Raw genomic sequence first — 22,191 nt, 5'->3', positions numbered from 1 at the left:
TGCCTTATCTTTTAATATCTTCCATTTTACCTTCCATTGCCGAGAGTATCTCCTTTTCGGTTGCCAAAGGAGTATCTCCAACGACAGTACATGCCAGCATTCCTGATACAGCAGCAAATCGTACTGTCTTTTCAGGGGAATATCCTAGCAATTCGCCATGTAAGATTCCGCTGGTGTAAGCATCGCCTGAACCTATTCTATCATATACGGAAAATGATAGGATATCGGAAAAGTAAAATGTTTCTTCTTTGTATATATACCCCCTCAAGGTATGGCTATTATTACTGTTGATCGAACGATGTGTCCCCGCTATCGATTGAATTTTGAATCGCTTGGCCACTTCAGGGATCAACTCAACAAGCTGTTCTTCCCTTGTGGAGCCTTCTGACTTCATTCCTAAAATATAAAGCGCGTCTTTTTCATTCATCATGACGATATCAGCCAAAGAAAGCATTTCTTCATAATGAGGCTTTGCGTCAGCGTAACCTCCCTCCCATAAGGAAGGTCGGTAATTGCAGTCGAAACAGACTGTACCGCCCTTTTCTTTGACTTTTCTAGCCAGCACCTTCATGCTTTCCCGTACATTTTCCGCCATTGCAAGCGTGATTCCGCAAAAATGGATGATATCCGTCTTTTCCGAAATCATATCCATATCATAATCGGATAAGGTTGCAGTATTAAAACTGCTTTCCAGTCGATTGGAATATGTGACACGGCTCGCCCGCTGTCCAAATCCATTTTCCAAAAAGTACATCCCCATGTATTTGCCGCCTCTAGAGATGTAGTTCCTGCCGATTCCTAAGCCCTGCAATGCTGAAATTGCTGAATCACCAAGGGGGTTATCCGGTAACATTGTCACAAGATACCCATCATGTCCAAGTTTTGTCATCGCAGAAGCCACATTTACTCCCGTGCCTGAAAAGGAGTATTGCAGCGTGTTAGCCTGTGATAGCAATTCATGCCCTGGTACCTGCAAACGCATCATTACTTCCCCGAATGCCACAATTCTTTTAGGCATATTTTTCAACCAATTTTTTCGTCATGGCCAATAATTTCCGTACATCCTCCCCATTCGTTTTACCAGTCGCTTCATCAATGATGGAAGAATATACGTGGGGAATGACTTTAGGCACTTTTGCTTCTAATGCAATTTCTAATATCGTCTCGAAATTATTTAAGTCGATTCCACCTGTTGGTTCCAAAGCAAATCCCTCTTCACCACAAGCTTTTGCTACAGCACGATATTCATCTTCATGCTTCAGTCCTTTCATAGGGAAATATTTCAAAGCATTTCCTCCCATATCGCGAACGAGCGCAATGGCAGCTTTGATTGGCACAATGGCAGTTTCACTTGCGCCTGCACTTACTGGACCAGTGGAGATATTCACATAACCGACTTTCCCAGTTGGAGAAACAAGTGAATTTATCCAGCTATCCTTCTCGCCTAAATTGGCCCTCGTAGCACCAACAGCCGGAAAAACCTGGTTAATATGACTGCCTGGATAGTATTTTGCTATTTCTGCGACAACTGCAGCCTGTCTATTATCGCCTGCGCCCAATCCAATTGAAACGGCCTCATCAATGGCTTCCCCGTATTCTTTCATTGCTGTAACACCTGCTTCGACAGTTGGATAATCCTTTGAGAGTACACCAACCAATACATGTCCTTCAGCTGCTTCAAAGACTTCCACTGCATTTTCCACACTATTTGCAAGTACATTTAAGGCTACGCGATCATTCAATAACCGTTTGTTTATGTTTGTCATCCTTGTTTTCCTCCTAATATGGTTCTTAATCGTGATTCAATAACATTTATATCATCACCTTGCAATGGACGCGGATCTATATCGAAAAAGCCTTGCCGTATCCCATAATCCCGTGTATAAATGGCGATATCCCCATTTTTGAGCTGCTCGTTCACTTCTTTCGCCGTCGTTTCCGTCAAAGGATCTATGGAAATACGTGCTCTATATATGGCACGTCCGGCTTCATCCTGAACTATCGTTACTTTTACGCCATCAATCGAGTCAAGTGATGTGAGAACTTGTAAACTAGCTTTTTCTTTTTCGCTATTATCCGTCTTGACAAAATACTCATCCAATGCCTGAAGCAGCCCAAAGGTCGTTTCCTTTCCAACCTTCATGCTCCTTCCTATACAGTGCAATTGAACCTTTACCCATTCGATATATTTTTTTCTGCCAGCAACGATACCGGATGTGGGTCCTTCAATGGCTTTTGAACCACTATAAATCGCCAGGTCGGAGAATTGTACATATTTTTCCAAATCTTCTTCCGCTGCTGCATCGACAATCAGAGGGATATTATTCGTTTTGGCCACTTCCCATGCTTCTTCGACCGATATCATATTTTTCTGGACAGCATGATGCGATTTCACATATAAAATAGCGGAAGTATTTTCATTTATGGCCTCCGCAATATGTTCTGCTTTCCCTTCATTTGCATATCCAACTTCAACCAATTTTCCGCCGCCAAGATAAATCATGGTTTCAACCGGTGCACCATACTGAACGTTATGGCCTTTCAGCATGATGATTTCATTCTTTTGAATACGATCTTGATGAAGCCTTTCGCTTTTCCTTCTGTTTCCTTCAGTAACGATTGCCGCTACTGAAAGCGCAATTCCGCTTGATGCTGAGTTTACGACCACCGCTGCTTCAGAATGAAGCAAATTCGCTATATGCTGGCCTGACTTATCGACTAAATCAGAAATTTCAACATAATTTTGCCCACCTTTTTTCATCGCGTCCATCACTGTGTCAGTTGGGGCAGAGACTCCCAATATGCTCATTCTTCCGCTTGCATTGATGACTCTTTTCAAACCGTATTTAGCATTCAATGAATTCTCCATTTATAACCACTCCTTTTACAACAACTCTTTTTTCTGCCATCCTTTTTTCGCCTTCGGAATCCAATAAAAGGGTCGGCTCATTCTCGATCGAGAATAAAGTTAGGTTCGCAATATCCCCAGCTGAAATCCTTCCAAGCTCTGGTTTATTCAACCAAGCTGCTGCATTGACCGTAACCGCATCTATTACTTCTTTTAATGGATAACCGAGGTACAAAAATTTTGTAAGCACATTTGCCATATTAAAAACTGGCCCATTCTCTCTGTTTTTCCGATATATATCCGTACTGATCGTATTGAAGCCGATTCCCCGCTTTTTAGCCATTTCTGCAGTTTTAAAAGAAAAGCTTGCCGTTCCATGACCTACATCCAAATGTACACCACGTTCAATCGCCTTAATCAACTCAGGCAGCGGCACTTCTCTTTCATCAAATAAATTATTCGCTTTACCATTTAGAAAATGAGTAATAATGTCCTTTTCCTCAAGTAATTGAAGGACTTCCTTAATATCAGGCGGCCCTGAACCGATATGAACCATTAATGGTAAACCCGTTTCAGCCGAGAAATTCCTAGCGATTTTTAATGGCTTGACACCATTTGGACCAACTACACTTTTACTTATTCTCGCTTTAAGTCCAACGACAAAATCCCCGTACTTGGAAATTGCCTTCATTATTTCCCTTTCGTCCAGCCATGAAATATCCGATAACTCATCAACCCTTTTCAATCCAATCCGCGAAATATTCAGAAAGGCGAAAACATTCGTTTTGGAATTTTCACAACTTCTAACCAGATCGGTTATCCTATCTGCCCCCGTGCTTCCTGCATCTATGACCGTTGTTACACCAGTTTTATATCCAATCTCATCAACCTCATCACCATAAGGATCGAATTCCGGGAAAGCATGTACATGCATATCAATCCAACCGCTCGAAACAAAAACTTTTTGATCATAATCTATTATCTTATCTCCTGTTGCAGTTCCGGGTCGTGCAATTTCCTTAATCATCCCATTTTCCAGGATGATATCCGCTGCTTTTCCCTCTACCATTTTTACATTCTTCAGAACTAACGTATCTGTCATTTCCCTCATCCTTTTCGGTACATCCTATCGATTGAAAGTACTTTGTATACGGTTACACTGAATTGTATAAGAATTCATTAATTTCTCTTTACAAAAGTAGATTATCATATTTTGTCGAACTAATCAATATAACGTTATAATGTTTGATTTAAATTTACAGAATTTTTATAAGATCAAGGCTATTTTTTCTTTGTGCTTCTTAGTTTCTTCATATAATATAATCTCATTAGGTTTTTTTAAATTTTTCATACTACCCATGAAAAAAAAGGCGGGAAGAAAAACAATCTGTTTTTCTTCCCGCCTTTTTTTTACGAATTCACAAAATCCATTGATGAAAGTTTCTACTCTAATTATCCGGAAATAATGCTTTTTTTTAAAAAACTAACTCTAAGTCAGAATAAAGACTAATGGGTTTAGAGGGTTTGAACGGTTCCTCCAATACACTCGCTATAGAACCCCTTTTGTCTCCAAACTGAAGAATTAGATCCTTTTTTTCTTTTTATTCAACCATATAATTAATCCAATTATCGCTATAAACAAAATTAATAGGTCTATGTTGTACATAGAAAATAAATTTCGATCAGATATTATTACTGAGGACATCCTGATTATAAAACCTAGACATATAGAAATAAGTACAATTATTACTGTTTTAAGTCTTTTTTCCTTAGTTTCCATATTTATCTCGACCTCCTGCATATAGTTATATAGTATGATATTAAACCAAATTTTCAAAAAAATATAAGGGAGTGTTATGAAAATGAAGAAAAAGTCCTTATTTTCAATACTAATAATCAGTTTATTAGTATTATCACATGTCCCCAATACATTGGCCGAAGAGAAAAATGAAACAATACCTTCATCAACTGTCAACCCCATTGTGGAAGTCAAATTAATTAGTGATGATGTTATACAAATACAACCAACAGCAAGCATCATTGAAATGAGCAAACCTATTGCTCATCAAGCTAAACTAACAAATACCCAATTAGGAAAGATGGTAAAGGCTCATCAAAAGGGAACAACATGGTTAAGCATCGTAAGTACTCTTGTGTTTGCAGGTGGCCCAACCGCACCAGCAGGAGTAGCTACTGCACTGGCATCAGCACTTGCTGGCAGTCCTAATAGTTTAATAGCAGCATATTATTCCGGAAAACACGCTTATCATGTATCTGTCTATGCTAGTGGTAAAAAACCAAGTTTATCTAAAATAACGTATATATATTACACTAAGTCAAATCTTTCATTTAGAAGCCCTCGTTAATTAATCCTTCCTGCTCCTAATATTACAGAGGAAATGTTGCTTTCCATAATATAAAAACCAAGAATGCTTATTTAAAAGCATTCTTGGTCTTATTAATTTCCGTACTTCATTCGTTTTTCCTTTTCATGACATTCACTTAATATATATATCCCGTTCCAATGAAAGCCGTTAATTTACCTTTTTCGATCCTTTCCAATGGATTTCCCTCAATCGGTATTTTTGTAGCTTACCTGTTGCCGTTTTCGGTAAAGACTCTACGAATTCAACTTTTGTCGGTGCTTTAAAGTGAGCCATTTTTGAGCGGCAAAAGGTGATGATCTCATTTTCTGTCACTTTTGCATTTGGCTGCAGCACAATGATTGCCTTAGGCGTTTCTCCCCATTTATCGTCTGGAATGGCAATGATCGCAGCCTCCAAAACATCTGGATGTTTATACAATACCCCTTCTACCTCTGTTGAAGAAATATTTTCCCCGCCGGAAATGATTAAATCCTTAGCCCTGTCCTGTATCTCAATATATCCATCAGGATAGGTAACTGCCAGATCCCCGGTATGAAACCAGCCATCCCTAATGGCTTCAGCCGTCTTTTCCGGATCCTTATAATATCCTTCCATTACAACATTGCCGCGAGTAATGATTTCCCCCAGTTCCTTTCCATCCCAAGCGACTTCTTTCCCTTCTTTATTGACTACCATCGTTTCCCCATTGAAAACCAATTCAATCCCTTGTCTTGCCTTTATTATTGCTTGTTCGTCCGCCGATTTAGCTTCAAACTCATCCTTCCACTCGTTATATAGGATGAATGGGGAAGTTTCTGTTAATCCATATACGTGGATCATATTCAAACCAAGGATTTCTTGTGCCTTTTGTATAAGCGCTGCTGCTGGAGGAGCCCCTGCTGTTGCCATTCTTGGACGCACTTTGATATTTGTTCCTTTTGCTTTAGGATCATTTACCAGCATATTGACGACAGTAGGCGCTCCACATAATAATGTAATATTATGAAGGGCGAATAATTTGAGGATAAGAGGGGGATCGACTTTCCTTAAACATACATGAGTCCCGCCAGTAGCCGTTACCGACCATACCCCTCCCCAGCCATTAGCGTGAAACATTGGCAAGGTATGTAAGTATACATCGTCATGCTTCACTCCTAGGTGATAAATGAAATTAGCGGCGTTCATGTAATTCCCGCGATGAGTTAACATGACCCCTTTGGGTTTTGAAGTCGTTCCACTCGTGTAATTTATAGTCAAAAGTTGATTTTCATCGATTTTAACATCTGGCAGTCCATAATCATTTGCATGCAAAATGAAATTCTCATAATCTATTCCAGGTAAAGTGGTTTCATATCCTTCAACAGGCACGATGATGATCTTTTCCAAGGAAAGTTTAGTAATGATCTTTTCGATCGGAGCGGTGAATTCTTCATCGACTATCAACATTTTTGAATCGCTATGCTTGATGATAAATTCCAAATCCTCTGCAGCAAGCCTATAATTCAAAGGAACCATTACCGCTCCCATTTGACAAATGCCATAAAAACATTCCAACATATAATGCGTATTTGGCAACATAACTGCAATATGGTCACCTTTTTCAATTCCCGAAGAATACAAAGCTTTGGAAAGTTGATCTGTTCGCTGCCCGAATTCCTTATATGTAAACTTTTTCTCTTCATCGATGACTGCCACTTTATGAGGATAATATTTTACGGCCCTGCGCTTCCAATCAATTGGAGTTAATGGGGAAAACATTTTTACCATCTCCTTCTTTACAGATTCACTGTATACAGCACCCTGCTGGGTTCGTCATGATGGATCCTGAGAAAAAAACTTCGTATCCTTTTAATACATATTCATTTTCCAGCCGTCATATCTTCTTTAATGGATTTGCATATAAAGATTTTTGAATGACCTATCCGCTTTACTCAAGGGGATTAATAATCCGAACGTTTTTTAATTATTCTGATAATTTAACCTCCTAAAAAACAGTGAAATTCACTGTTTTAATGTTATATAGTGCTTCTTCTTTCTATTATAATGGAAACTGTACACGTCAGGAAGATTATATTTTATTATCTATGCATGCCGACAGATGTTCGGTAAGTTTCCCAACGATTTGTTTGAGTCGTTCCGTTTCCTCTTCATTCAGGACGCTATAAAAGTCACGAAAGGTTTTGGTAAAACACTTATTGATGGAATGATAGGTATTCCTTCCACTTTCGGTGGATTGGATAAAAACGACCCGCCGGTCATCCTCACTGTGTACCCTCTCAATCAACTTCTTCCGTTCAAGCCGATCAATTAGTGCAGTCCCTGCTGCAGGTTTAATTTTCAAATGATTCGAAACATCTTTAACAGCTATGGATTCATTCAAGACTATTAATTGCAATGCGCGATACTGCACAGTAGTTAAATCATATTTAACCAATAACGGTTCCACCAATTCCTGTGATAGGCTGCTTAATTCCCTGATCTCTAGATGTAAATTATACAATTCACTTGAATGCATGTTTGACAATCCTTTCTTATTGACACTATCTATCTAAAACTATAACATAATTAACGTATCAAAAAATTAACCATGCGAATTAAATTGGTTATTGATTTTTAAAGAGAGAGAGAGGCTGTCCATGTCAGCAGAACAACGCAAAAAGATCATTATCCTCATGATCAATATGTTTATCGCAATAGGGAGTTTCGGGATCATCATTCCCATTTTACCAGCATACCTGGCCTCCATTAATCAAGGTGGAACCGCCGCTGGTCTAATGATTGCCATTTTCGCAGGTGCACAACTTATCTTTTCGCCAATTGCCGGAAAATGGACTGACCAATTCGGGCGCAGAAAAATGATTATTTATGGATTGGTCGGTTTGACATTATCCATGTTCATTTTTTATGCAGTCAATTCCATTTGGTTATTATATGCTTCACGTATCATTGGCGGAATCGGGGCAGCTTTGCTTATACCCGCAATTTTTGCTTATGTTGCTGATATCACCACATTTGATCAACGCGCTAAAGGCAATAGTTTAGTATCTGCCGCCATGTCCCTGGGAATTGTAGTCGGTCCAGGAATTGGAGGTTTTTTAGCTGACTTTGGCTTGAAGTTTCCTTTTTTGATTTCTGCGCTGGTATCCCTATCAGCAGTCGTATTTTCGATTTTTGTTTTAAAAGAAAGCGAAACGGCACAGGTTACTCAATCCATGGATGCAAAAACTGAAACGATGCTTCGGAAGATTGCTTTATCCGTGAAAAAGCCCTATTTCATCCCACTCATCATTACTCTTGTAATGAGCTTTGGCTTAATGGCGTATGAATCTGTAATTGGTCTTTATCTTGATAATCAATTCAATTCAACTCCAAAGGACATCGCCGTAATGGTTACAGCCACCGGTATCGTCAGTGTAATAGTTCAATTGTTTGTCGTCGACCGGATCGTACAGCGTTTCGGGGAAGTGAATGTGCTGAATATCTTTATCAGTGTGGCAGCCATCGGTTTCCTTCTATCACTTTTTGCATCGAATTACCTGATTTTCTTTTTAATTTCACTTATCATCTTCCTTTCCACTTCCATCTTACGTCCAGTTCTTAACACACTGATTTCCAAGATGGCAGGGAATGAGCAAGGCTTTGCAATGGGTATGAATAATGCGTATATGAGCATCGGAAATGTGCTCGGACCAACACTTGCGGGAATGATGTATGATGTCCACATTACCTATCCGTTCATGTTGGGCCTTATCCTCTTATTCATTACTTTAATGATTACTATGGCTTGGCAAAAGCGATCTCTTCATGCAAAGGCCTTATCTTAGAGCTTAAATGGCATTTCAAAATTTATTCCTTAACGAAACCCCCAGTAGCATCCGCTATCCGGGGGTTTTCATTATGATTTTTTTATCCATTCTTCTTTTAATTGAAATCCTCCAAAACAGTTTAATAACGAGTAACATTTCAATCTCTTGAGAACTAGCTCCAGTTTCTTGCGGAAACTGCTCATATTTTTGTGTAACACTCAAATTCACGAGTAATTGCTTCAAACTCACGAGTAAATGCGTCAATTTCACGAGTAACGTCCCCAACTCTCGGATTTCTGCTCCAGTTTCATGCGGAAACTGCTCAAAATCATGCGTAATATTTGTATTCACGAGTATTTGCTCCATTCTTTACTAAAGTTGAAGCTTTTATTTCACCAAAATAAAAAGCGACCTTATTTTTAGAATAAGGCCGCTTTTCATTCAGTTTTCTCATTTCATCTTGTTATAAAGGGAAATTAATTTCATTTAATATAAATGGCTTTCTTTCCTTTACTGCTTTCAAAAGCCGCATCAATGATTTTAATGACCGCTACCCCCTCTTGGGCAGTGACTGGAGCTTTTTTCCCGTTCAATATACTATCGGCAACTGCCTGGTAAAACGTTAAATAAGAACCATGCAGTGTTTCAATGGTTTCATGTATCTCATTTTCTCCTTCAACCGTAACCAGCTTACCATAGAATTCGGGATCATCTGCACCCCAAGAGTCATCCAATGGTTTTTTCCCCTCACTTAAGTCTGCCTCTTGGCAATCAAGACCGTATTTGATAAATGATCCTTTACTTCCATGCACCTGATACCGCGGTCCATTATACGGAACGATTGAGCCTGAATGCAAGATAACCCTCAGCTTTTCATATCCTAATATCACATGGAAGTAATCATCCGTTTCTGCATTTTCTTTTTGGGAAAATACATCTGCCCAAACGAATTGCGGCAATCCAAACAAATGAAGTGCTTGATCGATGAGATGTGATCCTAGATCATAAAGCATGCCTGATCCCGGGCCCGGTTTTTCCCTCCATCTATCCCTGACCACAGGCCGGTATCGATCATAATGGACTTGGTATGTATTGATTTCCCCAAGCACTCCATCATCCATAAGTTTTTTCACGGTCAAAAAGTCATTATCCCATCTCCGGTTATGATAGACACTTAATAGCAGATTCTTTTCCTCGGCAATCTTGATGAGCTCCTCCGCCTCCCAAGCTTCCACAACCATCGGCTTTTCGAGGATGACATGCTTCCCGGCTAACAAGCTTTGCTTGGCCATTTCATAATGCAAACCACTCGGTGTCGTAATAACAGCCAAATCAATGGATGGGTCTTCAAGAATTTCCTCTAAGCTGCCTACCACTTCCACATCTTTCAAATCTTTTTGGACTTTTTCCTTATTGGAGCTCACAACTTTCGCTATTTGAAACTGCTCTAAAACACTTAGTAATGGCGCGTGGAAAGTAGCTCCTGACAATCCGTACCCAACTATGCCAACTTTAATTTTTCTCATTTTCAATCCCACTCGCTTTCTTGTTCCTCTTAAACAAACATTTTATTATATTTCATTGTCCGGGTATGTATCTCTCAAAAACTTGACAGATTGATTAATCAATTCTTTCAATACATTAATATTGATATCTGCCACTTTATTGATGTACACACACGCTTTTCCGGAAGTGTGTTTTCCAAATGCCTGTAATAATTCTTCTCTTTTTTTATCCCCTGGAGCAAAGTATAAACTGATTTTTGCTTTTCGAGGTGAAAAGCCTACCAGGGGGGCATCGCCTTCGTGACCTGATTCATATTTATAATGATAGGTTCCGAACCCAATTATGCTCGGTCCCCACATCTTTGCCTCATAACCTGTCGTTTCGGTAAAAACATTCAACAATTCATAGGCATCTTCACGTTTTTTCGGATTATCGACGTTTTCGATGAACTCAATGACACTACTGTCCGTCTCTTTGGTTTTTTGTTTATACATGACCGGAACCTCCCTTATATTAAAAGGCAGAAAAAATTCATAAGATATCGCTTGCTCAGCATCTTAGTACCCTGTTCAATCGTGTTTTAAAGGTGTTATGTATGTATGCAGCCTTCATCAGCGATGTATCAATGATTGACGGATGAGCTCCTTTACTATTTCTCTAAGCTTCATGGCAAATCCTTCATTATACCCTTATATATTATAGAACATTGATTCGTTTTATTCTATTTTAAGAGCAGAGTTTATTAAGTAAATCTTTCACGCTTTAAAAATCATTACTTTACCATAATAATCTCTACGATCAGAAATTATTATTCTGATCGTAGATTTTTTCATTAAAAGGCAAAATGCAGTTTTACTAGATCTATTGCCGCCTGATCTTTTCTATTTCATCAGCTATGAATTGTACCTGTGTCCCTACGATGACTTGAATGCTTTGTGGACCCACAATATTGATTCCGGCAACCCCTGCTGATTTGATTTTATTCTGATCGACAGCTCCCATATTTTCCACTTCCACCCTTAAACGGGTAACACAGTTATCTACAGATGTTACGTTAGCGTCTCCGCCTAATCCCTCGTAAATAGCGGAAGCCATTCCAAAGAATTTGCTCTCATTATTCCCGCCTTGACCGCTGTCTGCTCCCGCAATCGCTCCTCCGCCATCAAGCTCATCTTCTGTATTATCTTCTCTGCCGGGAGTCATTAAATTGAACCTAGTTATCAAGAATCGGAATAAGAAATAGTAGATGACTGCAAAAGCCAGTCCTTGAAGAAGCAGCATATAAGGTTCATTTGCCATTGGCAATCTTGAGCTTAAAACAAAGTCAATGAATCCTGCACTAAAACCGAACCCTGCTGTCCATTGGAAAGTCGCAGCAATAGCCAACGATATTCCTGTTAATAAGGCATGCACAACGAATAGGGCTGGTGCAACAAACATGAAAGCAAATTCCAAAGGTTCAGTAACGCCTGTGAAAAATGAAGCGAAGCCGGCTGCGAGCATTAATGAGGCCACTTGTTTTTTCTTCCGTGATTTTGCCGTATGGTACATGGCAAGAGCTGCTGCCGGCAAACCGAACATCATCACGGGAAAGAATCCGGCTTGATACATGCCTGTGGTTCCTTTTATTCCTGTTCCAGCCCAGAATTTACCGATATCGTTAAGTCCTATTACATCGAACCAGAATACGGAGTTTAACGCATGATGTAAACCTGTTGGTATCAAAAGCCGATTAAAGAATCCATAGAGTCCTGCTCCAGCAGCACCTAATTCACTTATTCCTTCCCCGAATATAACTAACCAGGAGTAGATGAGTGGCCATACGAAGAATAATATAAGGGAAACCAGTAACATGATAACCGCAGTAAGGATCGGGACTAGGCGTTTACCGCTAAAGAAGGCGAGTGCATCAGGCAGCTCGACCTTACTGAACCGATTATACATAGCTGCCGCTATAAGGCCCGAAAGGATTCCGACAAATGCATTCTCTATTTTCACAAATGCTGGATTTACATCTTTTGCCTCAATTCCTTGCAGCATCGCCACCGAGTCCGTGGAAAGCAATGTCGTTACGACTAGATAGGCTACGAGCCCGCTCAAAGCGGCAGCTCCATCTTTTCCTTTCGACATCCCCAACGCCACTCCAACAGCAAACAAGATAGCCATATTGTCAATGATCGAAGAACCTGCTTTGATTAAGAAAGCTGCTAACGGACTTCCCGCTCCCCATCCTGCTGGGTCTATCCAGTAACCGATCCCCATTAAAATGGCGGCTGCCGGCAATACGGCTACTGGCAGCATCAAGGAACGCCCAATTTTTTGAAGATATTTTTTCATTCCGCTTTCCTCCTGACAATACTGATTTAGGGGAAACCCCATATTCTATTAGACAACGGTTCCTTCCATTTTAGAACTTCATTTCATTTATAAATTTGACTATATTCAGGAATAAAGTCTTAGCGATTTACTCCTCCTTCGAAAGCCCATAAAAAAAGAAAAGTCCAACCCGGACTTTTCTTTTTTCACTTATTTATAGAGCAAGTAATTTTTGCGAACCTTTTTAAAGGCATCCTGCCTTACTTGATATTCTTTCAAGATTTCATTTACTGTTGAACCTGCTTTAATTCTTGACATTATCCAGCCATTGCCAATTAATAAATTGAAATTGTTGGCCGCAAGGAATTCGAAATCACCAGGATATAGATCCTGAATGGTCTTGATGATGTGAAGTCCAGTAGGGACAGCCTTGAACTCTTCTCTATCCGTTATATAAATTTCCACTCCGTGGCTAAGTTTACCTGCATGTTTTGAAAATGTAGGTGTAAAGGACGCTGCCCTGAATTTCACACCGGGTAACCTTAATGCATTTAATTTCCCAGCAAGCTCATCACTGTTTATATATGGAGCACCTATCAACTCGAATGGTTTGGTCGTTCCTCTGCCTTCTGAGACATTTGTTCCCTCGATCAAGCCTGTAGCCGGATATACGAAAGTAGTGGAAACTGTCGGCATATTCGGTGACGGCAAGACAAAAGGGAGACCAGTATCGTCATAATCCATATCTCGCTTCCAGCCTTTCATCTTGATGACCTTGAGATCTGCTCCAATTTTAAATTCCTTATTGAACAAAGTCGCGAGTTCCCCAACCGTCATCCCATGCTTAAGCGGGATTGGATACAACCCAACAAACGATGAGAATTCAGGTTCAAGGACCGGCCCATCTACCGACTCCCCGCCTTGTGGGTTCGGCCGGTCCAGCACGATAAAGGGGATATCATTTTCTCTGGCTGCTTCCATTGCATAAGCCATCGTGTAGATATAAGTGTAATAGCGTGTTCCGACATCCTGGATATCAAAAACAAGGACCTCAACATCCTTTAACATTTCAGGCGTCGGTTTTTTCGTTTTTCCATATAAACTATAAACGGGCAATCCTGTTTTTTCATCAATATAATATTCAACGCTTGCACCAGCTTGCGCATCTCCACGCACTCCATGTTCAGGACCAAATAAAGCCGTTAAATTAATATCCGGATCATCATGAAGGAGATCGACGATGCTGGTTAATTTAGAGTCGATGCCAGTTGGATTCGTAATCAAGCCGACTTTCTTTCCGCTTAAAACGTTCTTTTCTTCTTTTAAAAGAACTTCAATACCAGGACTGACCTTTTGTTTTTTCTTCTCTTTAACAGCTGTTACACTTTTTGAGGAAACGATGCCGAAAGAAAGCATGCAAATGGCAAATAGGATTATCATTCTTTTCAAATTGCTTCTCTCCTTATTTTTTAATGGGTCTTCCAGATTTAATATCTAATCCATATCCATATTTATAAAGGCTTTCAGAGGGGTTAGTTACTGAAGGTATAGCGACCGGCAACGTGCCTTTAGGTCTTGATTCTCCAAAAATGGTCGAGATGCCTGCCGGGATATTTGGCTGTCTATAACGCCCATTCGAATACCCTTTAAACCCGTAAACAGCTAGAACCGCTTTCGCTTCTTCAAAGTTTGCAACATCATAAGGGTTTCTTAAGCTCATTAAAACAAATTCTTTATCTTTTTTCTTTGCATGATTCATGACCGCTCTAGGGAAGGCTGTTGCCCACTTCGACGAATCTTGAATGCTATCATCTATCACTCCATCATTGACAGCCGGATCGTTTTTGACAATATAGGAACCAGTTATGACAAAATCCGATTCATCAATGAGTCTGGCCACTTGATCTGTAAATGACTTTCCTGAAAAACTCATACCCGTTATTTGGACTTTCTTTATTTTCTTTTTATCAGCTAATTCGCTGATGCTCCTGGACATGGATTCAACTTGGTCATCAAAAGGAGCAAGAATTAAAACTTTATCATTTTTCTTAGGTTTGAAAGGCAATGTTTTGTGTTCATTTTTCAAAAGAGTGATGGCATCTTCCGCCATTTTCCTTTCTTTTTTCAAATGATCTTCGTTACCGACCACTTGAAGCGCGGTTTCGATTTTTTTATCTATCGGTGTATCATCCGGGTTTAATATCCCTCTTTTCACTTTTAGTTCAAGTATCCTTGTTACAGATTGATTGACTTGATTTAGAGGAATTTCCCCGCCTGCCACTGCCGCCTTCACTGCATTGAATACAGAGGTTATATTCTTTTCCATTTGAAGCGAATTAACCTGTGCCGGCATCAAAGCAATATCAACACCAGATTTCAGGGCAAGGACCACAGCTTCTTCCTGTCCGAAGTTGTCCGCGATGGCTTTCATATTCAAAGCATCTGTAACCACAACACCGTCAAATCCCATTTCTTCACGTAATAGACCCGTGATGACCTTTTGTGACAGCGTTGCAGGAACCATAATTTCTTGACCGTCTTTTTTACTGATATAGGTAGTGTCATCGAATGCAGGAAATTGAACATGTGCAGTCATCATCATATCAACTCCAGCATCGATGGCTCTTTGGAAAGGAAGCAGCTCGATGGAGCGCAAACGCTCTTTATCATGAGAAACAAGGGGAAGACCATAATGACTGTCGACTGCTGTATCTCCATGGCCAGGGAAATGCTTGGTCGTCGCTATCATGTTCTGATTTTGCAATCCTTTTATCATCTGAATGCCAAGCTTTGATACAAGTTCCGGATCGGAACTGAAGGAACGAACGCCAATAACAGGATTTCCGGGATTATTATTGACATCGACAGACGGTCCGAAATTGACATTTATGCCAAGTGCCGACAGTTCCTTGCCAATAATTTCTCCAGATTGATAAGCGTAACTCTCTTTTCTGGCTGCACCAAGTGCCATATTACCAGGAAGGTTCGTTCCAGTTTGAAGACGAGTTACGATTCCTCCTTCCTGATCAATCGTTATGAACAGCGGAAGGTCCGGGCTTGCCATCTGCAAACCATCCGTGAGCCGAACCGTTTGTTCGGTATCGACTACATTCTCAGCAAACAGAATCACACCGCCCAGATGATATTTTTTGATGATGCTTGCAACTTCCGAGTTCATTTCAATAAACCCGGTCGCCTTTGTTTCTCCTTGTTTTTGCCAATTTCGAAAATCCGGCATGAGCATTTGACCGACTTTTTCATCGATTGTCATGTTTTCTACGATTTCCTGAATATCAGATACCGTTTTTTCATTTTCGTACCCCTTTGCTGTCGCATTCCCTCCCATAATGGATAAAACCAAACATAATGCGATTCCAGCTGGGGCACATATCCTTTTTATCATTCAGGCTTCCTCCCTTGTATTCTTTTTAGTTCTGTTAGCAACAATTCCAAACCACTGCCGTGAAGGGATAAAAAATGAATGGAAATGAACTATATAGATCCTATAAAGAAATCAAGGCAGCATCGGGATCCCAGCAGCCGCCTCTTTAAAAAGCCTTCATGAAATGTATCCATTTATCCCTGGATTCTTTGAGTCCAATTGTTTACTCAATTATAAGTTTTATTGTTTGACCAGGCTTTAGAAGGGACAGCAAGGGAATATCTTCTTCTATAACTCTTCCTATAACGTTGACTCGGTGGTCTGCCCCTAGGTCTCTTTTGCAAATTTGAACCTCTCCCCGATACCTTCCATAAGCATCATTGTCCATCGTTATGGATCCAAGGCTTCGTGCAGCTGTATTACTCGGCTCAACATTTGCGGTGACCCGGGTATTCTGAAGCCGGAAAACATCTTGAGATACATCTGGCCTCAATTTATACTGACCGCTTTGCAAAAGTCGGGATTCCACTCTAACAGTTAGAATGTTCAGATTTTTATATGCGGTTAGATTCTCAAGCAAATTACCCTCCGTTCCTTGATCTCCTAGGTAAACTCCTTCCACATGCTGGATCAGCTCAATTCCGGCGGCGTAAGGATTCATCAACCTGTGTTTTTCAAGCGTTGGAAGACCCTCATGAAGAGGACCGCGTTTACTTCCTGCACCCGGGATGAAAGCAAAGATCGGTATGCCGTATTTCTTGAACATTCCATTTTGTTCATGAAAGAACTCTTCTTCAAGGCCCGTTTCAGGCCTTGGATAAAAGTTGTGCCAAGCTATCAGACTTTCCGGTTCCACTCCGCCCCCAAGCACGGCTAAAAGTTCCTCTTCATTCAACGTACTTGCATTTAGTGAGAGTGAAAACACCTTAGATAAAGATATGACCGTTTCTTTATCGAACCCATCATCAAGGCGAATCCCTTTAATACCTAATGGACATAAATCCGTAAATTTGTTAATCCCCAAATGATCAAGCGTATTTAATGAGACATCTGCATGGATTTCCATTCCATAGTCCTCTGCAAGCTTTAAAAGCCTGATCATCCTCTTCACGAGGTCTCCCTTTTCTTCAGGAATATGGAGCGAGGTAAATGCTCTCTTCACTCCTAGGTTAGCAGCATGTATAATTTGTGTTTCTGCATGCGGGTCCTGTAGATAAAAAGAAATTCCGATCACTTAAATTCAACCGCCATTTCATCTTTAAATCCGAACAGATACGTAAAAATAAACCCTGCTATATAGGAAATGAACAACCCAGCAAGGAACAGGGCGATTTGGTTTGGATGAACTAGAAAGGTAAGCGGCAGTCCGGACACACCGATGGAAGACGTGGCGATCCCGAATTGAGCTTGGAATGCTCCGCCTACTCCTGCACCTAAACATGCAGTTAAGAAGGGCCGGCCCAATGGCAGGGTCACTCCAAATATAAGGGGTTCACCAATACCTAGCATTCCTGAAGGAAGGCCTCCTCCGATAGCTCTCTTCAAACTTGCTTTCTTCGTTTTCATATAGATGGCAAATGCCGCTCCCACTTGGCCCGCGCCACCCATCGCCAAAATGGGAAGCAGTGGATCATCACCAATCGAATTTATCAATTCTAGATGGACAGGCGTTAAACCTTGATGTAAACCAGTAATGACGAGTGGGAGGAAGGCCGCCCCAAGCACGAATCCAGCTACAACACCACCGAAATCCAATACATTCAATAACCCATTCGTAATGGCATCCGATAAAAACCCTCCTACCGGCATAAATACAATGTAAGTGACAATCCCGGTAATGAGTAAAGCGATGGTTGGCGTCAAAATGATATCCAGTGATTGAGGAATGAATTTCCTGACCTGTTTTTCCACCAAGGCTATGAAAATAGCTGCAAAGAGTACTCCTATCAATCCACCGCGGCCAGGGAGCAAATTTTCACCGAACAATGAAATGTCGCCGACGGCCGGGTTTATGACCAAGATACCAGCAAGGGCACCAAGTGCAGGTGATCCGCCGTATTCTTTTGCAGCATTGGTCCCAACCAAAATCCCCAAGTAGGCAAACAGACCGGATCCGATAACGGTTAAAATGATGGCTAATTGTGATTCTGCTGCAAGCCAGCCCGCTTGAACGATTGCCTTTGTAATACCGGTAATCAAACCAGATGCCACTAAGGCGGGAATTAAAGGGATGAAAATACTTGCAATCCTGCGTAAAAAAAGTTTAAACGGTTTTGCGTTTTTCCTATCAATCTCTGATTTATTCTTCGAGGCTACTTCTTTTAAGTTCAAATTTCCCGAAGCTTCCTCCAGAAGCTTTTCAAATTCTGTATGAACCTTGTTCACCACGCCTGGCCCGAGGACGATTTGTATCGTTTCCTCTTCAATGACGCCAAAAACGCCTTCCGTATTTTTTATATCTTCCATTTTTACTTTCGATCGATCGATTGGCAATACCCTCAGTCTGGTCATACAATGTGCAGCATCGGCAACATTAGATGCCCCACCTAATTTCCCCAATAACTCTTCTGCTAAACTGGCGTACTTATCCCCCTTACCCATTCATAATCCCCCTTTGTCAAATCTCGCATTAATCATTTATATCGATCTGTCATCGATTTAATGGCAGTCCTGGTATTATCAATATATTGGACAGTTTCTTCATATTGCTCTGAGGCCATCCCCAAAAACAAAATGTCAATCATATATAATTGCGCCAATCGTGAGGATGTTGCTGCACTTCGAAATGGTGCTTCATTCGAATAGGATGTAAACAAAGTGGCATCACACAAAGAGGATACCGTTGTTTGGCCATAATGAGTCAGCCCGATTGTCTTGACCCCACGTTCCTTTGCCAGCTTCAATATATTGACAACTTCAGGTGTTTCCCCAGAGAATGAAATGGCAAAAACGATGTCATTCTCATCAGCATTTGCAATCAGGGTTGCAACTAAATGCATATCTGTAAAAGCCGTTGCTCCTTTATTGATGCGAAGTAATTTTTGCTGAGCATCCGCAGCAACTATATTCGAAGCACCCACACCGCAAAAGTGGACGGTTTTTGCATTCAGCATCAGCGTTATGGCATGTTTGAGATTATCATGATCGATTATTTCAGATGTGTCCCGGATGGTCTGAATCGAATTACTCGTTGTTTTTTCCACAATCCGGTACAGTGATTCGGAAGGCTCGATATCCCGGTAGCCCTGTTCAACCGTCTTCATCAAATCTCCAGCAATCCTTATTTTCAGATCTTGAAATCCTTTTATTCCAAGCGATTTACACAACCTAATAACAGCAGCCCCGCTTGTTTGGGCAGACGTACTTAATTCCTGTACAGTGCTGTTCACAACTTCATGAGGATTCTGTAGAATATATTCCGCTAGTTTTTGTTCTGATTGCGGCAGCTTGCTCAACATCGTCTGTATGATGGATAATCCTCCTGTAGCCATTGCTTCCCTCCTAATCTTCATAAATCGAGATGGCTTTTCTGACATCTCCATCCGCTTTTTCCAGTAACTCCATTGCTTTTTCATAATCTGTTGCCGTTTTTATCATGACAATCGCTGGCTTAACTTGATTATTTGCCTTTTCAAGCGTATTCAAAGCTTGATCATAGTCAGCATTCGTTACTGTTTCTATGATGTTTACTGCACGGTCCTTCAGTTTTTGATTACTGACATTTACATCGACCATCAGATTTTCATAGACTTTGCCCAATCGGATCATGGTTGCCGTTGAAATCATATTGAGTACCATTTTATGTGCGGTTGCCGCTTTCATTCTCGTGGATCCTGTTAACACTTCCGGCCCGACCACCACTTCAATCCCTATATCAGCTTCTTTCGTGATGCTCGCGTTATTATTGCATGATAAAGCGACCGCTTTAGCCCCGACCTTTCTTGCATAACGTAAAGCGCCCTTCACATAAGGAGTGCGCCCGCTTGCCGCAATGCCAATAACCGTATCATTTGCTGTAAGCGCCACGTCAATCAGGTCATTTTCCCCAAACTCTTCTTTATCCTCTGCACCTTCAACAGCCCGAACGAATGCCTTTTCCCCTCCTGCGATTATTCCCAGCACCCTATCAGGCGGAGTGCTGAAAGTAGGGGGACATTCCACGGCATCCAGCACTCCGAGCCTTCCGCTCGTTCCTGCTCCGATGTATATGAGTCTCCCTCCTTTTTTTAACGATTCGCAAGCCCATTCAACTGCCGTTTCTATCTCTGGCAATACCGCCTGAACTGCTGCTGCCACTTTAAAATCTTCTTTATTGATTGCAGAAATGATGTCCATTGTATTGACACTGTCGATATTCATCGTCTTTTCGTTCCGTAATTCAGTCGTTAACGAACGCAAATGTTCTTCCATAGACAATTAAATCCTCCTATAAACAATCACTTAAATATAATTTCATTTTTTAATAAAAAATAATGAAATTATATTTCATATTATATTCAATGATAGCGTTTTCATTACTCGGAGACAAGATATTTTTGTAAAATTTGTTAACCGGCAATCTCCGTTCTTCAAAACCCCGATGCTGGCGGACTTGCATCTATCCCTTTCAGAGTGGCTTAATTTACCCATAGGAGCCTACTATTTTTAGTGTGGATTTTTTCAACAAAAAAACGTGTACCGTCACCTTATTAGGAACGATACACGCAATTTTGCAAAATGCTAAACTAGTATACTACGCCAGACCCGGTACACCTGCACTCCTTTACCCAGTTAACGGATAGGGACCACTTTCCCGTTTTCTACTGCACCGACGACAATAGTTGATGCAAATCCTCCATTTTCATCAATCGAGGGAATATCGTATATTTTTTGATCTGGCCCTATATTTGAAAGTCCGTCTTGCATATGTTTACGGATGGCCTTGGCATCATCAACGCTGCCTGCAGATTTCATGGCTTCCACAAACGCATACATGGCAATATAATTCAATCCTACTTCGGAGCTTGGATCTTCCTTATAATTCTTTTGATATTTCTCGACGAATGCAGGCACTGCTTCTTCATCTGAGTCCATCAATGGCAGAACGCCAATCGAGCCTTCCAATGTTTCATATGAACCTGCAATCGGCTTCATTTGATCCAGCTTTGCTTGATCCATGATGATGAAACCGCCTTTAAATCCCAGCTCCCGAGCTTGCTTCGCCACTTTTGCCGTAGGTTCCGAAGCTCCACCGATGAATAGCACATCAGGATCTTTTTTCAAGGCATTTGTGACAATCGTAAAGAAATCGGTTTCTTTGGCGAAATCAATCGAAGAATTATAAACGACTTTTCCGCCTTGCTTTTCCCAATGTGGGAGCACGGCTTCCGTCCAGTCTTTACCGTATTGCGAAGATGTTGGCAAAGCGGCAATTTTCTTGCCGAAATTTTCCATCGCATATGTTGTAAAAGGCTCGATATACCCCTCGTAATTCGGTGGAATTCGAACAGTTAATGAATTTCCGCTCTCGGTCACTGCCGGTTCACTCGTATATGCACTAATGATGAATTCCTCTTGTTCATTAAAAACCTGAAGTGCCAGCACGCCTCCGCTGTGAGGCGTGAAAATGATCGGCGTATCATATTCCTGAATTAAACGTTTAGCATTCGACCCGGTTTCATTAGGTAAGTATTTATCGTCCAACGATACTAAGTTCAACGTGTATTTCTTACCATCTACTTCAAAACCACCAGCATCATTAATTTCATTGACGGCCATTTCGACACCATTCAATGTCCGTTTCCCATATAACGCTGCTGCCCCGCTTAAAGGACCGCTAAAACCGATGTTTACGACATTGTCATTTTTTCCTTTACTGCCACTGCTAGACACAGGGCTATCCCCTTTATTGCACCCGGTCAAAACAGTGATGGTAAGCAGGAGAAAGACAAATAATACTTTCAGTTTTTTCATAAAAATCCCCCATTC

General features: G+C 40.9%; 19 protein-coding genes. 2 read left to right on the top strand and 17 right to left on the bottom strand.

Annotated features, from left to right (window positions below):
* Nucleotides 1–4: 4 nt before the first annotated feature.
* From AC1DIV_RS01245 to AC1DIV_RS01230, 4 genes are read right to left on the bottom strand one after another with little or no spacing between them, the layout of a single operon-like run.
* Entirely contained in the window at nucleotides 5–1,018 is a 1,014-nt protein-coding gene (locus AC1DIV_RS01245; RefSeq protein WP_340876270.1) for a sugar kinase, read from the bottom strand.
* Nucleotides 1,011–1,766, bottom strand: a complete 756-nt coding sequence (dagF, locus tag AC1DIV_RS01240; protein ID WP_034312316.1) for a 2-dehydro-3-deoxy-phosphogluconate aldolase — start codon at nucleotides 1,764–1,766, stop codon at nucleotides 1,011–1,013. Before dagF ends, AC1DIV_RS01245 begins: the two co-directional genes overlap by 8 nt.
* Complete coding sequence (locus tag AC1DIV_RS01235) at nucleotides 1,763–2,869, bottom strand: DgaE family pyridoxal phosphate-dependent ammonia lyase (RefSeq protein WP_048678861.1); 1,107 nt, start codon at nucleotides 2,867–2,869, stop codon at nucleotides 1,763–1,765. The genes dagF and AC1DIV_RS01235 overlap by 4 nt, the downstream gene beginning before the upstream one ends.
* Entirely contained in the window at nucleotides 2,847–3,950 is a 1,104-nt protein-coding gene (locus AC1DIV_RS01230; RefSeq protein ID WP_340876267.1) for an amidohydrolase/deacetylase family metallohydrolase, read from the bottom strand. The genes AC1DIV_RS01235 and AC1DIV_RS01230 overlap by 23 nt, the downstream gene beginning before the upstream one ends.
* A 760-nt stretch (nucleotides 3,951–4,710) precedes the next feature.
* Here AC1DIV_RS01230 and AC1DIV_RS01225 point away from each other — a divergent pair.
* On the top strand, nucleotides 4,711–5,214 hold the full coding sequence (locus tag AC1DIV_RS01225; protein ID WP_340876265.1) for a hypothetical protein: 504 nt from the start codon (nucleotides 4,711–4,713) through the stop codon (nucleotides 5,212–5,214).
* Nucleotides 5,215–5,382: 168 nt separating this feature from the next.
* Here AC1DIV_RS01225 and AC1DIV_RS01220 read toward each other — a convergent pair whose 3' ends face one another.
* Both AC1DIV_RS01220 and AC1DIV_RS01215 read right to left on the bottom strand, forming a co-directional pair.
* The gene (locus tag AC1DIV_RS01220; RefSeq protein WP_340876262.1) at nucleotides 5,383–6,972 is read right to left on the bottom strand and encodes a long-chain-fatty-acid--CoA ligase; all 1,590 of its coding nucleotides are present in this window, start codon (nucleotides 6,970–6,972) and stop codon (nucleotides 5,383–5,385) included.
* A gap of 310 nt (nucleotides 6,973–7,282) precedes the next feature.
* A complete protein-coding gene (locus tag AC1DIV_RS01215; RefSeq protein ID WP_048678868.1) occupies nucleotides 7,283–7,729 on the bottom strand; it encodes a MarR family winged helix-turn-helix transcriptional regulator in 447 nt (148 codons plus the stop codon).
* Nucleotides 7,730–7,850: 121 nt separating this feature from the next.
* On the opposite strand from AC1DIV_RS01215, the gene AC1DIV_RS01210 reads away from it, so the two are divergent.
* Nucleotides 7,851–9,038 carry an MFS transporter gene (locus tag AC1DIV_RS01210; protein WP_034312334.1) on the top strand — a complete coding sequence of 396 codons (1,188 nt, stop codon included), beginning with the start codon at nucleotides 7,851–7,853 and terminating at the stop codon, nucleotides 9,036–9,038.
* Between the two features lie 54 nt (nucleotides 9,039–9,092).
* Here the strand turns inward: AC1DIV_RS01210 and AC1DIV_RS01205 are convergent, their stop codons facing one another.
* The 11 genes from AC1DIV_RS01205 to AC1DIV_RS01155 form a co-directional block, all read right to left on the bottom strand.
* Nucleotides 9,093–9,371, bottom strand: coding sequence for a hypothetical protein (locus AC1DIV_RS01205; protein WP_477575649.1), 279 nt, complete (start codon nucleotides 9,369–9,371; stop codon nucleotides 9,093–9,095).
* A gap of 131 nt (nucleotides 9,372–9,502) precedes the next feature.
* A complete protein-coding gene (locus AC1DIV_RS01200; RefSeq protein WP_477575647.1) occupies nucleotides 9,503–10,546 on the bottom strand; it encodes an oxidoreductase in 1,044 nt (347 codons plus the stop codon).
* A gap of 45 nt (nucleotides 10,547–10,591) precedes the next feature.
* Nucleotides 10,592–11,020 (bottom strand): DUF1801 domain-containing protein, encoded by a 429-nt coding sequence (locus tag AC1DIV_RS01195; RefSeq protein WP_063593369.1) that lies wholly within the window; start codon nucleotides 11,018–11,020, stop codon nucleotides 10,592–10,594.
* A 367-nt stretch (nucleotides 11,021–11,387) separates the two neighbouring features.
* The gene (gene nagE / locus AC1DIV_RS01190; RefSeq protein WP_340876255.1) at nucleotides 11,388–12,863 is read right to left on the bottom strand and encodes an N-acetylglucosamine-specific PTS transporter subunit IIBC; all 1,476 of its coding nucleotides are present in this window, start codon (nucleotides 12,861–12,863) and stop codon (nucleotides 11,388–11,390) included.
* Between the two features lie 189 nt (nucleotides 12,864–13,052).
* Nucleotides 13,053–14,258, bottom strand: a complete 1,206-nt coding sequence (locus AC1DIV_RS01185; protein WP_251539621.1) for an exo-beta-N-acetylmuramidase NamZ family protein — start codon at nucleotides 14,256–14,258, stop codon at nucleotides 13,053–13,055.
* A 46-nt stretch (nucleotides 14,259–14,304) separates the two neighbouring features.
* Entirely contained in the window at nucleotides 14,305–16,188 is a 1,884-nt protein-coding gene (locus tag AC1DIV_RS01180; RefSeq protein ID WP_477575665.1) for a glycoside hydrolase family 3 protein, read from the bottom strand.
* Nucleotides 16,189–16,447: 259 nt separating this feature from the next.
* Entirely contained in the window at nucleotides 16,448–17,458 is a 1,011-nt protein-coding gene (locus AC1DIV_RS01175; protein ID WP_477575645.1) for a MupG family TIM beta-alpha barrel fold protein, read from the bottom strand.
* Nucleotides 17,455–18,825: a PTS transporter subunit EIIC gene (locus AC1DIV_RS01170; protein WP_340876253.1), complete on the bottom strand. Its 1,371-nt coding sequence runs from the start codon at nucleotides 18,823–18,825 to the stop codon at nucleotides 17,455–17,457. Before AC1DIV_RS01170 ends, AC1DIV_RS01175 begins: the two co-directional genes overlap by 4 nt.
* Before the next feature lie 32 nt (nucleotides 18,826–18,857).
* Nucleotides 18,858–19,715 (bottom strand): MurR/RpiR family transcriptional regulator, encoded by an 858-nt coding sequence (locus tag AC1DIV_RS01165; RefSeq protein WP_063593364.1) that lies wholly within the window; start codon nucleotides 19,713–19,715, stop codon nucleotides 18,858–18,860.
* Nucleotides 19,716–19,725: 10 nt separating this feature from the next.
* Nucleotides 19,726–20,634: an N-acetylmuramic acid 6-phosphate etherase gene (murQ, locus tag AC1DIV_RS01160; RefSeq protein ID WP_477575663.1), complete on the bottom strand. Its 909-nt coding sequence runs from the start codon at nucleotides 20,632–20,634 to the stop codon at nucleotides 19,726–19,728.
* Nucleotides 20,635–20,994: 360 nt separating this feature from the next.
* Nucleotides 20,995–22,176 carry an ABC transporter substrate-binding protein gene (locus AC1DIV_RS01155; protein ID WP_340876252.1) on the bottom strand — a complete coding sequence of 394 codons (1,182 nt, stop codon included), beginning with the start codon at nucleotides 22,174–22,176 and terminating at the stop codon, nucleotides 20,995–20,997.
* Nucleotides 22,177–22,191 lie beyond the last annotated feature (15 nt).

The organism is Peribacillus sp. 05N428, assembly GCF_056397085.1.
This window is presented reverse-complemented; position numbering and strand designations above follow the sequence as displayed.

Bases quoted from the DNA above. Each gene is read 5' to 3' on its own strand.
- AC1DIV_RS01235 (WP_048678861.1), bottom strand. From the start codon at position 2,869: ATGGAGAATTCATTGAATGCTAAATACGGTTTGAAAAGAGTCATCAAT.
- AC1DIV_RS01245 (WP_340876270.1), bottom strand. From the start codon at position 1,018: ATGCCTAAAAGAATTGTGGCATTCGGGGAAGTAATGATGCGTTTGCAG.
- murQ (WP_477575663.1), bottom strand. From the start codon at position 20,634: ATGGAAGAACATTTGCGTTCGTTAACGACTGAATTACGGAACGAAAAG.
- AC1DIV_RS01225 (WP_340876265.1), top strand. From the start codon at position 4,711: ATGAAGAAAAAGTCCTTATTTTCAATACTAATAATCAGTTTATTAGTA.
- dagF (WP_034312316.1), bottom strand. From the start codon at position 1,766: ATGACAAACATAAACAAACGGTTATTGAATGATCGCGTAGCCTTAAAT.
- AC1DIV_RS01220 (WP_340876262.1), bottom strand. From the start codon at position 6,972: ATGTTTTCCCCATTAACTCCAATTGATTGGAAGCGCAGGGCCGTAAAA.
- AC1DIV_RS01185 (WP_251539621.1), bottom strand. From the start codon at position 14,258: ATGCTTTCTTTCGGCATCGTTTCCTCAAAAAGTGTAACAGCTGTTAAA.
- AC1DIV_RS01170 (WP_340876253.1), bottom strand. From the start codon at position 18,825: ATGGGTAAGGGGGATAAGTACGCCAGTTTAGCAGAAGAGTTATTGGGG.
- AC1DIV_RS01155 (WP_340876252.1), bottom strand. From the start codon at position 22,176: ATGAAAAAACTGAAAGTATTATTTGTCTTTCTCCTGCTTACCATCACT.
- AC1DIV_RS01195 (WP_063593369.1), bottom strand. From the start codon at position 11,020: ATGTATAAACAAAAAACCAAAGAGACGGACAGTAGTGTCATTGAGTTC.
- nagE (WP_340876255.1), bottom strand. From the start codon at position 12,863: ATGAAAAAATATCTTCAAAAAATTGGGCGTTCCTTGATGCTGCCAGTA.
- AC1DIV_RS01230 (WP_340876267.1), bottom strand. From the start codon at position 3,950: ATGACAGATACGTTAGTTCTGAAGAATGTAAAAATGGTAGAGGGAAAA.
- AC1DIV_RS01210 (WP_034312334.1), top strand. From the start codon at position 7,851: ATGTCAGCAGAACAACGCAAAAAGATCATTATCCTCATGATCAATATG.
- AC1DIV_RS01200 (WP_477575647.1), bottom strand. From the start codon at position 10,546: ATGAGAAAAATTAAAGTTGGCATAGTTGGGTACGGATTGTCAGGAGCT.
- AC1DIV_RS01165 (WP_063593364.1), bottom strand. From the start codon at position 19,715: ATGGCTACAGGAGGATTATCCATCATACAGACGATGTTGAGCAAGCTG.
- AC1DIV_RS01215 (WP_048678868.1), bottom strand. From the start codon at position 7,729: ATGCATTCAAGTGAATTGTATAATTTACATCTAGAGATCAGGGAATTA.
- AC1DIV_RS01180 (WP_477575665.1), bottom strand. From the start codon at position 16,188: ATGGGAGGGAATGCGACAGCAAAGGGGTACGAAAATGAAAAAACGGTA.